This is a genomic window from Hydrocarboniclastica marina (genome assembly GCF_004851605.1).
In the GTDB taxonomy this organism is placed as follows: domain Bacteria; phylum Pseudomonadota; class Gammaproteobacteria; order Pseudomonadales; family Oleiphilaceae; genus Hydrocarboniclastica; species Hydrocarboniclastica marina.
Map to the genome: position 1 here is coordinate 1,776,038 of NZ_CP031093.1, position 13,271 is coordinate 1,789,308.

Annotated in this window: 12 protein-coding genes; 11 read left to right on the forward strand and 1 reads right to left on the reverse strand. The window is 56.9% G+C overall.

Features of this window, described 5'->3' with window-relative positions; genetic code table 11:
- Window positions 1–13 precede the first annotated feature (13 nt).
- The 11 genes from soil367_RS07985 (at window position 14) to der (ending at window position 11,042) form a co-directional block, all read left to right on the forward strand.
- Window positions 14–1,180: an IscS subfamily cysteine desulfurase gene (locus soil367_RS07985; protein ID WP_136548599.1), complete on the forward strand. Its 1,167-nt coding sequence runs from the start codon at window positions 14–16 to the stop codon at window positions 1,178–1,180.
- 79 nt (window positions 1,181–1,259) lie between these two features.
- Window positions 1,260–1,688, forward strand: a complete 429-nt coding sequence (gene ndk, locus soil367_RS07990) for a nucleoside-diphosphate kinase (RefSeq protein ID WP_136548601.1) — start codon at window positions 1,260–1,262, stop codon at window positions 1,686–1,688.
- A gap of 222 nt (window positions 1,689–1,910) precedes the next feature.
- Entirely contained in the window at window positions 1,911–3,041 is a 1,131-nt protein-coding gene (gene rlmN / locus soil367_RS07995; protein WP_246065585.1) for a dual-specificity RNA methyltransferase RlmN, read from the forward strand.
- Between the two features lie 94 nt (window positions 3,042–3,135).
- Window positions 3,136–3,435, forward strand: coding sequence for a tetratricopeptide repeat protein (locus soil367_RS18985; RefSeq protein WP_246065586.1), 300 nt, complete (start codon window positions 3,136–3,138; stop codon window positions 3,433–3,435).
- Between the two features lie 39 nt (window positions 3,436–3,474).
- Window positions 3,475–3,969: a tetratricopeptide repeat protein gene (locus soil367_RS19100; RefSeq protein WP_281283923.1), complete on the forward strand. Its 495-nt coding sequence runs from the start codon at window positions 3,475–3,477 to the stop codon at window positions 3,967–3,969.
- Complete coding sequence (locus soil367_RS08005; protein WP_136548602.1) at window positions 3,962–5,044, forward strand: RodZ domain-containing protein; 1,083 nt, start codon at window positions 3,962–3,964, stop codon at window positions 5,042–5,044. Before soil367_RS19100 ends, soil367_RS08005 begins: the two co-directional genes overlap by 8 nt.
- A gap of 36 nt (window positions 5,045–5,080) precedes the next feature.
- Complete coding sequence (gene ispG / locus soil367_RS08010) at window positions 5,081–6,199, forward strand: flavodoxin-dependent (E)-4-hydroxy-3-methylbut-2-enyl-diphosphate synthase (RefSeq protein ID WP_136548603.1); 1,119 nt, start codon at window positions 5,081–5,083, stop codon at window positions 6,197–6,199.
- A gap of 87 nt (window positions 6,200–6,286) precedes the next feature.
- Window positions 6,287–7,570 carry a histidine--tRNA ligase gene (gene hisS / locus soil367_RS08015; protein WP_136548604.1) on the forward strand — a complete coding sequence of 428 codons (1,284 nt, stop codon included), beginning with the start codon at window positions 6,287–6,289 and terminating at the stop codon, window positions 7,568–7,570.
- A gap of 120 nt (window positions 7,571–7,690) precedes the next feature.
- Window positions 7,691–8,350: a YfgM family protein gene (locus soil367_RS08020; RefSeq protein ID WP_172962300.1), complete on the forward strand. Its 660-nt coding sequence runs from the start codon at window positions 7,691–7,693 to the stop codon at window positions 8,348–8,350.
- The gene (bamB, locus tag soil367_RS08025) at window positions 8,350–9,516 is read left to right on the forward strand and encodes an outer membrane protein assembly factor BamB (protein WP_136548606.1); all 1,167 of its coding nucleotides are present in this window, start codon (window positions 8,350–8,352) and stop codon (window positions 9,514–9,516) included. Before soil367_RS08020 ends, bamB begins: the two co-directional genes overlap by 1 nt.
- A gap of 92 nt (window positions 9,517–9,608) precedes the next feature.
- The gene (der, locus tag soil367_RS08030; RefSeq protein ID WP_136548607.1) at window positions 9,609–11,042 is read left to right on the forward strand and encodes a ribosome biogenesis GTPase Der; all 1,434 of its coding nucleotides are present in this window, start codon (window positions 9,609–9,611) and stop codon (window positions 11,040–11,042) included.
- Window positions 11,043–11,066: 24 nt separating this feature from the next.
- Here der and pta read toward each other — a convergent pair whose 3' ends face one another.
- Window positions 11,067–13,238 carry a phosphate acetyltransferase gene (gene pta / locus soil367_RS08035; protein WP_136548608.1) on the reverse strand — a complete coding sequence of 724 codons (2,172 nt, stop codon included), beginning with the start codon at window positions 13,236–13,238 and terminating at the stop codon, window positions 11,067–11,069.
- Between the last annotated feature and the right edge of the window lie 33 nt (window positions 13,239–13,271).

The following is a 13,271-nucleotide window of genomic DNA, read 5'->3' on the forward strand; positions in this document are numbered from 1 at the left end:
CACGGATAACCGCATGACCGCTCTGTATTTAGACTATGCCGCCACTACACCGGCTGATCCGGCCGTCATCCAGGCCATGTTGGGCTGTCTGGGGCAGGACGGTGTCTTTGGTAACCCCGCGTCTCGCTCGCACGGTTACGGTTGGCAGGCCGAAGCGGCTGTTGAGACTGCGCGACAGCAGGTCGCACTCTTCCTCAACGCGGATAGCCGGGAGATCGTCTGGACCTCCGGTGCCACCGAGGCTGACAACCTGGCGATCAAAGGTGCTGCAGCTGCGCTCCAGACGCGTGGCCGTCATCTGATCAGTTCTGTTACCGAGCACAAGGCAGTGCTCGATTCACTTTCGTACCTTGAGACGCAGGGCTTCGAGGTGACCTGGCTGAGGCCTGATGACAGCGGCATGATCACTGCTGACCAGGTTCTGGAGGTCGTGCGGACCGATACCATTCTGGTCAGTCTGATGCTGGTCAATAACGAAACCGGGGTAGTGAATGCGCTTTCAGGTCTGGGGCATCAGCTGCGTTCGCGTAACATTCTTTTCCATATCGATGCGGCTCAGGCGCCAGGCAAGATAGCAGTTGACGTAAAGGCGCTAGGAGTCGATCTGCTCTCATTGTCTGCCCACAAAGTGTACGGGCCCAAGGGGATCGGCGCGCTTTATGTGCGCCGGGCACCTGAAGTCCAAATCCAGGCGCAAATGCATGGTGGTGGCCATGAGAGAGGCATGCGCTCAGGGACTCTGCCGACCCATCAGGTCGTCGGCATGGGAGAGGCTTTCAGAATAGCGCGGGAGTGCCGTGAAACTGAAGCGCCCAGGGTCGAAAGGCTAGGCCGACGTTTTCTTGATGCAGTTCTGCAAATCGAGGGTGTCTCACTGAACGGTCGCCTGCGGGTGCCCAACATTATGAATCTCACGTTTGCCGGGGTAGACGGCGAGACTCTGCTTTTGGCACTCAGCGATCTCGCGGTGTCCTCCGGTTCGGCCTGTGCCTCAGCCTCAATGTCGCCCTCGTATGTGCTTAAGTCCATGGGTTTGACGGATGAGCAGGCTCACAGTTCTCTACGCTTTTCGATTGGGCGCTTCACGACGGAGGCGGAGATTGATCGTGCCGCTGACCTGGTTGGTGAAATCCTGCCGCGGTTGAGGGAACGCCGCCGGGCCAGAACGGCGCAGGTCTGACGCAGTATCACATTGTCCTTAACCCGCGTATAATCGCGGGTTTCCTTTCTATGCCACCCATCTATGGAGAACACAGTCTATGGCTACAGAGCGCACCTTTTCGATCGTCAAACCAGATGCGGTCGCAAAAAACGTTATCGGCGAAATCTATAGCCGCTTCGAGAAGTCCGGCCTGCGGATTATTGCTGCAAAAATGCTCCATCTTACTCAGGAGCAGGCTGAAGGCTTCTACGCTGAGCATAAAGAACGGCCTTTCTTTCCCGACCTCGTGGCATTCATGACGTCTGGTCCCGTTGTGGTTCAGGTACTTGAAGGGGAAAACGCAGTCGCAAAAAACCGCGAACTGATGGGTGCGACGAATCCCAAGGAAGCCGAGAAAGGAACTATCCGCGCCGATTTCGCTCAGTCTATTGATGCCAATGCGGTTCACGGTTCAGACGCTCCGGAGTCTGCTGCACGCGAAATCGCGTATTTCTTTGATGATAAGGAAATCTGCCCGCGCGGCTGAAGTCTGCCTGGCTTTGACGGGGTCTCGCACCACGAGGCCCCTCGAACCGCCAGTTTGACGGCGAACCACAGAAGGAAGATTGAAGAGGCTGTGATCAGGCCAAGGCACAAGGTGATCGGCCACCGACCACTTCAGTGTGGCGGGGTTCAGGTTCAGATTTAAACAGATGGGTTCAGGCTCAGAGAGTGTTTCCGGCTTTTTTCGACTAGAGGTTCAATCACTATGACGGCCAGCGATATGGCGACAAACGCCGACAAGGTTAACCTTCTCGGGCTGTCTCGAAAAAAGATGGAAGCGTTTTTCGAAGCACTGGGTGAGAAGAAATTCCGGGCCAACCAGGTCATCCAGTGGATTCATCAGCACGGCGTTGACGACATTGATGCCATGACCAATGTCAGCAAGGCTCTTCGAACGAGATTACACGAGGTCGCCGAAATTCGCGGCCCGGAAGTCGTGCATCATCATCAGTCCCGCGATGGCACCCGAAAGTGGGTGATGAAGATGGCCGGTGGGAACAGTGTTGAGACCGTGCTCATACCCGATGGTGACCGCGCCACGCTTTGTGTGTCTTCACAGATCGGCTGTAGCCTGGATTGTACGTTCTGCTCGACGGGTAAGCGTGGATTCAATCGAAACCTTTCTGCGGCCGAAATCATCGGGCAGGTATGGATTGCGATGCGCACATTCCTTCCCTATGACCGGACAACGTCCCGTCCTATAACCAACGTGGTCATGATGGGCATGGGCGAGCCGCTGCTTAACTTCGACAACGTCGTCGACGCCATGGACCTGATGATGGATGACTGGGCTTACAGCATCTCCAAGCGGCGCGTGACCTTAAGTACGTCTGGCGTTGTCCCGGCCCTCGACAAGCTGGGTGCGGTCAGTGACGTCTCTCTGGCGATTTCTCTCCATGCTGCCAATGATGAATTGCGAGAGCAGTTGGTTCCTCTGAATCGCAAGTACCCCATAGCTGAATTATTGGCCGCAACCAAGCGCTATCTCGCCGGCCTCAGTGACAAACGCAAAGCGACTATCGAATACACGCTTATTGACGGGGTCAATGATCAGCCCAAGCATGCCAGGGAACTGGCCGCTGTGTTGCGGGATCTGCCGTGTAAGGTGAACCTGATCCCATTCAACCCTTTCAGCGAAAGCAGTTTCCGTCGACCAAGCAACGAAACCGTCAAGCGCTTTCAGGATATCCTGAGCCGGGCAGGTTACGTCGCAACAGTCAGGACGCCTCGGGGTGACGACATCGATGCTGCATGCGGTCAGCTGGTGGGCCAGTTTGAAGACCGTACCCGACGAAGTGCCAGGCTTAACATCCCGGTAGCGAACCTGGCCAGCTAGACATATTGGCCCAGACCGGACTTACAGCGCTGTATCGGCGACGCGGTTTCAAGCGGAGAGTCTGGCTTTGCTCCGCCCATCAAAAGAGCTACGAATGACCCAAATCGAAAAACACAAAGCCGTCCATGTGGCAAAGCCGGTTACCCGGGCAGCTAATTGGCTCTTGATCATAGTCTGTGTTTTTATGCTTGGAGGTTGTGTTACCCACACTGACAGTTCTCTGCGTAGCAAAGCAAACGCGGGCCGGGCTGAAGCGGCCTATGTGCAGCTAGGACTCGCCTATATAGCTGAGAAACAGCTGGCCGAGGCGCGGGACAACCTGCAACGCGCGCTTGAGATTAATCCCAGCAGCGCGCCAGCTACAGCTGCCATGGGCCTGGTGTTTCAGATGTAGTCTGAGGAGGCACTGGCGGAGGAGCGTTTCAGAGAAGCACTGAACTACGATTCTGACTACACACGCGGACGTACCTACTACGGGGCTTTTCTATATGCTCAAAGGCGCTTTGAAGAGGCCTACGAACAGTTCGAAAAAGCAACGGAAGATACCGGTTTTGAAGACCGGGGCCAGGTTTTTTACAATCTCGCGCTGTGTGCGTCGCGACTCGGCAGGGACGAGAAGGCGATCGAGGCGTATGAGAAAGCCGTGAACATCCAGGGGGATTCGTTTGAACTGTTGTCCGAGTTGTCCCGCCTGCTTGTATACACAGGGCAATACGAACAGGCGGCGCGATACTTCGAAAGGCTGGACCGTCTGGTCGCTTCTTCCCCAGCGATACGCCACACGCCCAGGTCCCTGCTGACGGGTCTGCGGCTGGCACGGCATGGCGGCGATAGTAACCGGGAGGCCAGCCTCGCTTTACTTCTTCGCAATCTCTACCCAGAATCTAGCGAAAATAAGCAATATAAGGCACTGACCGCGGATGACTGAACACGAAGGCGACATTCCTGAATCTGGAGCAGTGTCACCGGGAACAACCGGTCGGCAACTTCGTGAAGCGCGGGAAGCGAAGGGCTGGGATGTTCAGTCACTTTCCGAGAATCTCCACCTTAGGCCATCCGTCCTGCTTGCGATAGAATCCGGCCATTATCAGGGTGTACCTGAGCTCTTTCTCAAAGGCTACGTGAGATCTTACGCGCGTCTACTCGGCTTGGACGGAGACCGGTTGATGCCGCAGCTAGAGGCCGAGCTGCAGCCACTCAGGCAGGAAGAAGCCGAACGGGTAGTACACGACCCGATTTTTCATATTGAGGCGCGGAAACGGAAAAAGAAGAGAATTGCGTTCTGGGTTCTGCTTTTGCTCCTTTTATGTCTGGTTTTATTTGCTGTAGTACGGTTCCAGGCCGCCGGAACGGACGCTTTGGATTTTGATGAGAGTGCTGAAGGAGAAACTGATCCAATCGCTATCGCGGAAGACGTCTTTGAAGGCGAAGAGCCGCGCAGTATTGAGTTGGTCACCGAGGGAAGCTCGTCACCGGCCTCAGCGATAGATACCGGCGCAGGTGAGGACAGCGCTCTGGCCGAAAACCCAGCGCTTGTGCCTGATACAGTTGTGCCTGATACAGTTGTGTCGGAGGAACAGGCTCCAGGTGTCCGGGAGCCGCTGGCGGAACAGCCGCAAACCGATAATCAGCAGGAAGCTGTTGCTCCGGTATCCGACGGGGGAGACCTGGCGACTGAGTCAGCGTCTCTAGCGAACGAGCCCGTCGCGGATGTAGAACCGCCTGGTGTGGCCGCCTCTTCTGCAGACATTGAATTTGAGATTGAGTTTGAAGGGGACTGCTGGATAGAGATTCGCAACGGGGCCGGTCAGCGGGTCTACGCTGCGCTTAAGACGGCGGGAGAAACATTAAGCCTTAGCGCTGTCCCGCCTGTGAGCTTTGTCATAGGCAACGTTGGTGCGATTGAGTCCTTTTCGTTCGGCGAAGAGCAGGTAGATGTTGCTGGCTACCGAGCCTGGAACGGACGTGCTGAGATTACCCTGGGCACTGATTCAGGCAACTGACCCGGTTGACTTGATCACTAGCTATCGAAGGCGATTATGAAAAGTGAATCCTGGATAAAAAGGCGAAAATCCCGACAGATTATGGTTGGGGATGTGCCTGTGGGTGGCGACGCACCTATTGCGGTGCAAAGCATGACCAATACGGAAACCTGCGACGTTGCCGCTACGGTGGGCCAGATACAGGCGCTACAGGAAGCAGGAGCCGATATCGTCAGAGTGTCCGTGCCATCCATGGAAGCGGCCGAAGCTTTTCGGGAAATTCGTGCCCGGGTCACCGTGCCGCTGGTTGCTGACATTCATTTCGATCATAAAATCGCTCTCAAGGTTGCTGAGTACGGTGTTGATTGTCTTCGTATAAATCCTGGTAATATCGGCCGGGAAGACCGTATAGCGGCTGTAATTTCCGCAGCTAAAGATAGAGGCATCCCCATCCGCATCGGAGTTAACGCGGGGTCCCTCGAAAAAGCACTGCAGCGTAAGTACGGCGAGCCCACCCCGGCGGCACTGGTTGAGTCAGCCATGCGCCACATCGAAATACTCGATCGGCATGACTTCCAGGACTACAAAGTCAGCCTGAAGGCGTCCGATGTTTTCATGGCAGTATCCGCCTACCGCCTTATTGCCGATCAGATCGAGCAACCGTTGCACCTGGGTATTACAGAAGCAGGCGGTTTCCGCTCGGGCACGGTCAAATCGGCCATTGGCCTGGGTATGCTGCTCGCCGAAGGCATCGGTGACACTCTCAGGGTTTCACTCGCGGCTGACCCCGTACAGGAAGTAAAAGTCGGATTCGACATCCTGAAGAGCCTGCACTTGCGCAGCCGCGGTATTAATTTTATTGCCTGTCCCAGCTGTTCACGACAGAATTTCGACGTGATCTCGACAATGAACGACCTTGAGGCCCGCCTTGAGGATGTGAATGTGCCACTGGATGTAGCCATCATTGGCTGCATCGTAAATGGCCCTGGTGAGGCGAAGGAAGCCGATATCGGCCTGACCGGTGGTACGCCTCGGAACCTGCTGTACATTGACGGTGCACCCAACCAAAAGCTCGAAAACGAGTCGCTCGTCGACAATCTTGAGCGGATTATTCGTAGCGCAGTAGACAAGCGCCAGACCATGGACGCTGCCGTTATAGCCCGCGATCGCTCCTGAACAAAGCCCGGGAAAAACCTTCGGTCCACAGTTCTGCTCAGCCCGGCGAAGCCGCTTCATTTACAGAAACAAGCATAGAGGTTGCTCTTGGCCAAGATTCAAGCCATTCGCGGAATGAATGACATTCTGCCCGAGCAGACGCCCGCGTGGCAGTACCTGGAACAGCAAGTCCGCAACTTATTGCGCAGTTTTGCCTACCAGGAGATTAGGCTCCCGATCCTTGAGCAGACGGACCTGTTTCGGCGCTCGATCGGCGAGGTGACGGATATTGTCGAGAAGGAGATGTACACCTTTGAGGACCGAAACGGCGATAGCCTGACGCTTCGGCCAGAAGGCACCGCCGGATGCGTTCGTGCCGCCGATGAGCATGGGCTGCTATTCAATCAGGTGCGTAAGCTGTGGTATGCCGGTCCGATGTTCCGGCATGAACGACCCCAGAAAGGACGCTACCGGCAGTTTCACCAGATCGGTGTTGAATGTTTCGGAATGACCGGGCCAGACATTGACGCTGAGCTACTGATTCTGACATTCCGGCTTTGGCAGCGTCTGGGTCTTGCACCTCATGTGCAATTGGAGATTAACTCTCTTGGGGCGGCAAGCGATCGGCACAGATACAAGCAGGCTCTGGTTGAGTATCTGTCAGGGCATGTCGATTTATTGGATGAGGACAGCCGCCGCAGGCTTGACTCGAACCCCTTGCGGATCCTCGACACGAAAGATCCTCAAACCAGGGAGTTGTTGAACGCCGCACCTAAGCTCGAAGCATTCCTCAGCGAAGAAGACAAAGTTCACTTTGAGCAATTGAAAACCTTGCTGGACGCGGCCGGGGTGCCTTATAAGGTAAACCCCTACCTGGTGCGTGGCCTGGACTACTACGGCAAGACGGTTTTTGAGTGGGTAACAGCCAGTCTGGGGGCGCAGGGTACCGTCTGCGCAGGCGGCCGTTACGACGGTCTCGTTGAGCAATTGGGCGGGAAGTCGGTGCCGGGTATCGGGTTCGCGATGGGCGTGGAGAGGCTGGTTCTCTTGCTGGAGACGCTTGACCTGATACCTGCTGACGTCTCCCAGGACAGTTCGCTCTATCTTGTTTCCATGGGTCAAGGAGCACTGTCGGCGATGTTCCGGCTGGCGGATGAGCTGCGCGACGCGCTTCCCGGCTTGATCGTCCAGACCCATTGTGGAGGCGGCAGTTTCAAGAGCCAGATGAAAAAAGCCGACCGCAGTGGCGCGCATTTCGCGTTGATTATGGGTGAGGACGAGCTTAACCAGGGCGTGGTGACGGTGAAGCCCCTGCGTAATGGTCGGGAACAGATGCAGGTGCCTGTGGCCCGGTTGGTCGGGGAAGTAGAGAAGCTTGTGAAAGAAGAATGATCAGCCGTGTCTCGGTTTTTTTGACACGTATGCAGTTTTAACGACAGAAATGCAGTATTCACGTCGAATAAGAAATTACCGCTGTCGGGACAGACAGCCTGTTCTCTCAAGGAGTGCCAAGTGGTTGACGAACGTACAGAAGACGAACAAATTGAAGCGCTTAAAGCCTGGTGGAAACGCAATGGTACTTCGCTGCTTACAGGGCTCGTGCTGGCAGTAGCGCTTATCCTGGGCTGGAATGCCTGGCAACAGCACCAGACCGATCAGAGGATGGGTGCCGCGGCGCGTTTTCAGGAATTGTACACGGCTATCAACACGCCCAACCCTGAGGAAGGCAAGCAGAGCGCAACAGTGACTTATGCGGCAGACCAGCTTCGCAGTGAGTACGGCGATAGTGTGTATGCCGTGCTGGGTTCACTGTTGGAAGCGGGCTTCCTGGTGAATGCGGAGTCTGCAGAGAAGGCCGTTGAGAGTCTGACCTGGGCGCTCGAACATGCGGGCGAGCCGCCAATGCCTCTTATTATTCGCGAGCGTCTGGCACGGGCCCAGTTTATTGTCGGCGAACATGAAAAAGCCCTTGCGACCTTGCGGCAGGTTGAAAATCCGGGTGTGTTCGAGCCCATTTACCGGGAACTGGAAGGGGATATCCTGAAAGACTCGGGTGATATGGAAGGTGCGCGTGCCGCCTACCGTGCTGCGGCCGAAGCATCGCCGGGGGGCGGGCAAGGCACGCTGCTTGAGTACAAGATGGCAGACCTTGCCATGGCAGGAGACGCTTGATGTTTGGATCGTCGGTGCGACGGGTATTCTGTAGCGCTGCTGTGGCGACATTGGTATTGGGGGTTGTTGGCTGTAGTAGCCGGGAGCCCTTTGAAGAGCCGGCGCCGTTGCCGGAAATTGAGACGACAGTGGAACTCAAGGAGGAATGGTCCCGCTCGGTCGGCGATGGCATGGACGGAGATCTGTTGTTCCTTTCGCCAACTATCGTGAATGACACGCTGTATGCCGTTGCAGCAGAAGGTGAGCTTTACGCGTTCGAGGCGGACAGCGGCGCTGAAATCTGGCGGCGGGATCTCGATCGGTCCATTCTCGGCGGTGTTGGTGCGGACCGTAAGCAGCTCTACGTTGCCTCTCGGGACGGCGTACTGGTCGCGGTTAACCAGGAAACCGGAGAACCCGTCTGGACGGTACCGCTTCCGTCGGAAGTGCTGGCGCCACCCCAGAGCAATGGCGACCAGGTCGTTGTCTCGACGATAGACGGCAAACTCATTGCGTACAACACCAGTGACGGTCAGCGAATCTGGCAGTATGACAGTTCTGCGCCTGTGCTCAGCTACCGGGGTACAGCAACGCCCTACGTCGACAGCGAAAGGGTGCTGGGCGCTTTCTCGAACGGCATGCTGATCAGCGTTGACGTGCGTACCGGTGCACCGCTGTGGGAGTACGCGGTCGGGATTCCCTCAGGCCGGACCGAGCTGGAGCGCCTCGTTGATGTTGATGGTGCGCCTCTGGTACTAGGCGAGTCTGTGCTGGTTGCGGGCTACCAGGGCCAACTGGCTGCGCTCAGTCTCGATACGGGTCAGGAGCTATGGAGCCGCGAGGCGTCCAGCCTGCAGAGTCCGGGGGTCGGACAGGAGAGCATTTTCGTCTCTGAAGCCGATGGAACAGTGATCAGCTACAATGCGTTCTCCCGTGCTGAAGCCTGGCGTGTCGGCTCCCTCAGTTGGCGGCGGCTGACCACCCCGGTTGGCTATAAGGATCTTGTAGCGGTTGGGGATTACGAAGGGTATCTCCATCTGATCCGACAGTCTGACGGTGCCCTGGTTGGGCGGGAGGAGGTAGATGATGAGGGGCTGAGGGTATCACCTCTTCCTTACAGGGATAGGCTCATTGTCTTCGGCAACGGCGGCAAGCTGGCCGCTTACAGCCTGCAGGAGCCCGACTGATTTCGACTTGTCTCATCCATCCCAGGTGCCGTCTGCTTATCTTTACCTGACACTCGGATCTTACTGCGCGTTTTTAATCAAGAGTCCTGCACATGAAGCCTGTGATTGCCCTGGTAGGGCGTCCAAACGTCGGCAAATCGACATTGTTTAATCAGATTACCCGTTCGCGCGACGCGCTTGTGGCGAATTTTTCAGGACTGACACGGGACAGGAAGTACGGCGCAGCACGCCATGATGACGTTAGCTTCATTGTTATCGACACCGGCGGCATTTCTGGCGAAGAGGAAGGTATCGACGCGGCGATGGCTCAGCAGAGTCTGCTGGCGATCGATGAGGCTGATGAGGTGCTTTTCCTGGTCGACGCACGCGCGGGTCTAACGCCCGCCGATCAGCACATTGCCCATCACCTGCGCCGGACCGGCAAAGTCGCGCATCTTGTCGTAAACAAAACAGATGGGCTGGATGCGGAACAGGCGGCGGCTGAGTTTCACCAGCTTGGCATGAGTTCCAGTTTCCACATCGCCGCCGCCCATAATCGCGGCATTCGCGCCATGCTCGATGTACTGGTGGCAAATTGGCGCGAGCCGGAAACCGGGGACGCAGCACCTGAGTCCCAGGGCGGTGTCCGCATTGGCATCATCGGGCGACCTAACGTCGGCAAGTCTACCTTGGTCAATCGCCTGTTGGGCGAGGAGAGGGTCATTGTCTTTGACCTGCCAGGCACCACACGCGACAGCATCGAAATACCCTATGAACGTCACAGTAAACCCTACACGCTAATTGATACGGCAGGCGTGCGGCGTCGGAAGAGCGTAAAGGAAACAGTAGAAAAGTTTTCCATCGTTAAAACGCTACAGGCCATCACCGACGCCAACGTGATCGTCATGGTCCTGGACGCGCGCGAAGGACTTGTTGACCAGGACCTGCATCTGATCGGTTATGCGCTTGACGCAGGCCGTGCACTGATCATTGCCGTCAACAAATGGGATGGTATGGAGCCCGAAGACCGGCAGAAGGTCAAAGAGCAGCTCAAGCGCAGGCTGACTTTCCTTGATTACGCTCCTGTACATCAGATTTCAGCACTTCACGGCACGGGCGTCGGCGATCTGTATGCGTCTATTGACCAGTGCTACGCATCCAGTATGGCCAAATGGTCTACCAATCAGCTTACCCAGCTGCTTCAGGACGCTACCGCACAGCATCAGCCTCCGTTGGTTCAGGGGCGTAGAATCAAGTTGAGGTACGCGCATCAGGGGGGCTCGAACCCGCCGATCATTGTCGTCCACGGTAACCAAACCAGCTCGGTGCCGGACATTTATAAGCGCTATCTCGAGAACATCTTTCGCAAGGTCTTGAAAGTGGTTGGGACGCCTATTCGATTTGAGTTCAAGTCAGGCGAGAACCCGTTTGCGGACCGCAAGAGCCCACCGGCCGCCCGGAAAGGCGAAAAAACCGAAAAGCGTTCATCCCATTTCGACAAGTACAGTAAGCGCGGCGCTAAAACCTCCCGCCGAAAGGTCAAGTGACGCCAGTCTTCCGGCCCTTCCGGATCAGTCTCCGTCGCTCGCAGGGTTGTTGCCGCCAGAACTTGTCGCCTTGTTTGCGACCTGCTCAGCCTGCACAGCCGTCAGGGCAATCGTAAAAACGATGTCCTCCACCAGGGCTCCGCGGGACAGGTCGTTCACCGGTTTGCGCAGGCCCTGCAGCATGGGTCCGATGCTAACGACGTTAGCGCTTCGCTGCACAGCTTTGTAGGTGGTGTTGCCAGTATTCAGATCAGGAAAAATGAACACGGTCGCCCGGCCAGCGACGGGGCTGTCCGGCGCCTTGCTACGGGCGACATCCTCGATAGCGGCCGCGTCGTACTGCAGGGGTCCGTCTATAAGCCAGTCAGGGCGGAGCTTTTGCGCGATTTTTGTAGCCTTCCGGACTTTTTCAACGTCTGCTCCCGAACCTGAACTCCCGGTGCTGTAGCTGATCATCGCGACGCGCGGTTCAATGCCGAACGTTCTGGCCGATTCCGCACTTTGGATCGCTATGTCTGCAAGGGCTTCGGCATCGGGATCGGGATTAACAGCGCAGTCGCCGTAGACGAGGACCTGATCCGGTAGACACATAAAGAATACCGATGAAACGACCTTGGCGTCAGCGTGGGTTTTTATCAGCTGCAGGGCGGGGCGAATGGTGTTGGCTGTAGTATGCACGGCACCGGAAACCAGGCCATCCATCTCTCCCATGGCCACCATCAAGGTGGCGAGGACAACGTTGTCCTCAAGCTGGGCTGCCGCCATGTCGGGTGCCAGTCCTTTGTGTTTCCGCAGTTCGACCATAGGCTCGATATAGTTGTCGCGGACTTCAGCCGGATCGATGATGACGATGTCGTCCGGCAAAGTTACACCTTGCGATTCTGCCACTGTTTCAATTTCAGCCCTTTGACCGATCAGTACACAGCGTGCAAGCCCCCTTTCATGACAGATAACCGCTGCCTGGACCGTACGCGGCTCGTTGCCTTCGGGCAGAACGATCCGTTTATTGGCCTTGCGCGCACGCTGAGACAACTGGTGTCGAAATGCGGGTGGGGAAAGGCGGGGCTCGCGATCAATCTTCAGCCGGTCCTGTAACCAGGCGGTATCGAGGTGACTTGCGACCGCATCCATTACACTCTCGATCCGGTCGAGATCGTCAGACGGCACCTCTGTGCCCATCTCCGCAAGGCGGTAGGCTGTGTGGTAGGTATCAAGCCCCGTGCGCAACACGGGCAAGCCGCTTTCGAGTGCTGCCCGGCACAGGTGGATGGTTCGCTGATCCGGCGTCAGCCCGCCAGTGAGGAGCAGGCCCGCCAGAGGAACGCCGGTTACAGCAGCCATGGCGACGGCTACGATAATATCCTCACGATCGCCGGGCGTGACGATAAGGGTGCCGGGGCGCAAGGTTTCGACCATGTTGGGCAGCGTCCGCGCGCAAACCGTCAGGCGTTGTACCCGGCGCTGTTCGAGATGACCGGCGTTAAGCACATCCGCGTCCAGGTAGGACACGATGTCGGCCATCCGCGGTGCCAGTAGCTGAGGCTGCCAGGGCACCACGCCCAGTAACTTGAGCCGCCCTGACGCAAGAATACGGCACTCTTTCATCCAGTCCCGGCCTGTAACCGGCTCAACCGCACGAGGTTCGAGCGAGGGGTGGGCTTCACGCGGCTCGCCTACTTTGTTGAGCACGACGCCAATGACATCCGGATCCTCGGGCGCTGCGAAAAGCCGGGCTGAAAAATCCAGGTCACGGTCGATTTCAGCGGGTTCCCGAGACCCGGGCGCTGTCACAAGAATGACATCAGCCCCGAGGTTCCGGGCAATCTCCACGTTCAGGCGAGAGGTATAAGGTTCGCTACTGTCTGGCACCAGGCCTTCAATAACCATAACGTCGAAATCATCAGCTGCGTCCTCGTAGGTGCCGATGATGTCCTCCATAAGAACGCCCGAGCGGTGACGATTAAGCAATTCCTGGGCTTGTTTCAGGGGCCTGGGGTCGGGGGGATTCAGGCTGGTACGCGCCCGGACAAAATGGACGGAACGGTCCAGTTCCGCCAGCCTCTGGACTGGTTGCCCTATCGGCTTGTAAAAACCCACGCGTATTCCAATCGCGTCCAGCGCCCGCACCAGGCCCAGGCAGACTGAGGTAAGGCCACAATTCAGACCGGTTGGGGCAACGAAAAGGTTAATAGCCATGGTGCGTCTCCTCTGCCAGTTTTGGCTGTGCTG

Coding starts and splice junctions, on each gene's coding strand:
- ndk (WP_136548601.1), top strand. CDS start 1,260: ATGGCTACAGAGCGCACCTTTTCGATCGTCAAACCAGATGCGGTCGCA.
- rlmN (WP_246065585.1), top strand. CDS start 1,911: ATGACGGCCAGCGATATGGCGACAAACGCCGACAAGGTTAACCTTCTC.
- bamB (WP_136548606.1), top strand. CDS start 8,350: ATGTTTGGATCGTCGGTGCGACGGGTATTCTGTAGCGCTGCTGTGGCG.
- ispG (WP_136548603.1), top strand. CDS start 5,081: ATGAAAAGTGAATCCTGGATAAAAAGGCGAAAATCCCGACAGATTATG.
- soil367_RS18985 (WP_246065586.1), top strand. CDS start 3,136: ATGACCCAAATCGAAAAACACAAAGCCGTCCATGTGGCAAAGCCGGTT.
- pta (WP_136548608.1), bottom strand. CDS start 13,238: ATGGCTATTAACCTTTTCGTTGCCCCAACCGGTCTGAATTGTGGCCTT.
- der (WP_136548607.1), top strand. CDS start 9,609: ATGAAGCCTGTGATTGCCCTGGTAGGGCGTCCAAACGTCGGCAAATCG.
- soil367_RS08005 (WP_136548602.1), top strand. CDS start 3,962: ATGACTGAACACGAAGGCGACATTCCTGAATCTGGAGCAGTGTCACCG.
- soil367_RS07985 (WP_136548599.1), top strand. CDS start 14: ATGACCGCTCTGTATTTAGACTATGCCGCCACTACACCGGCTGATCCG.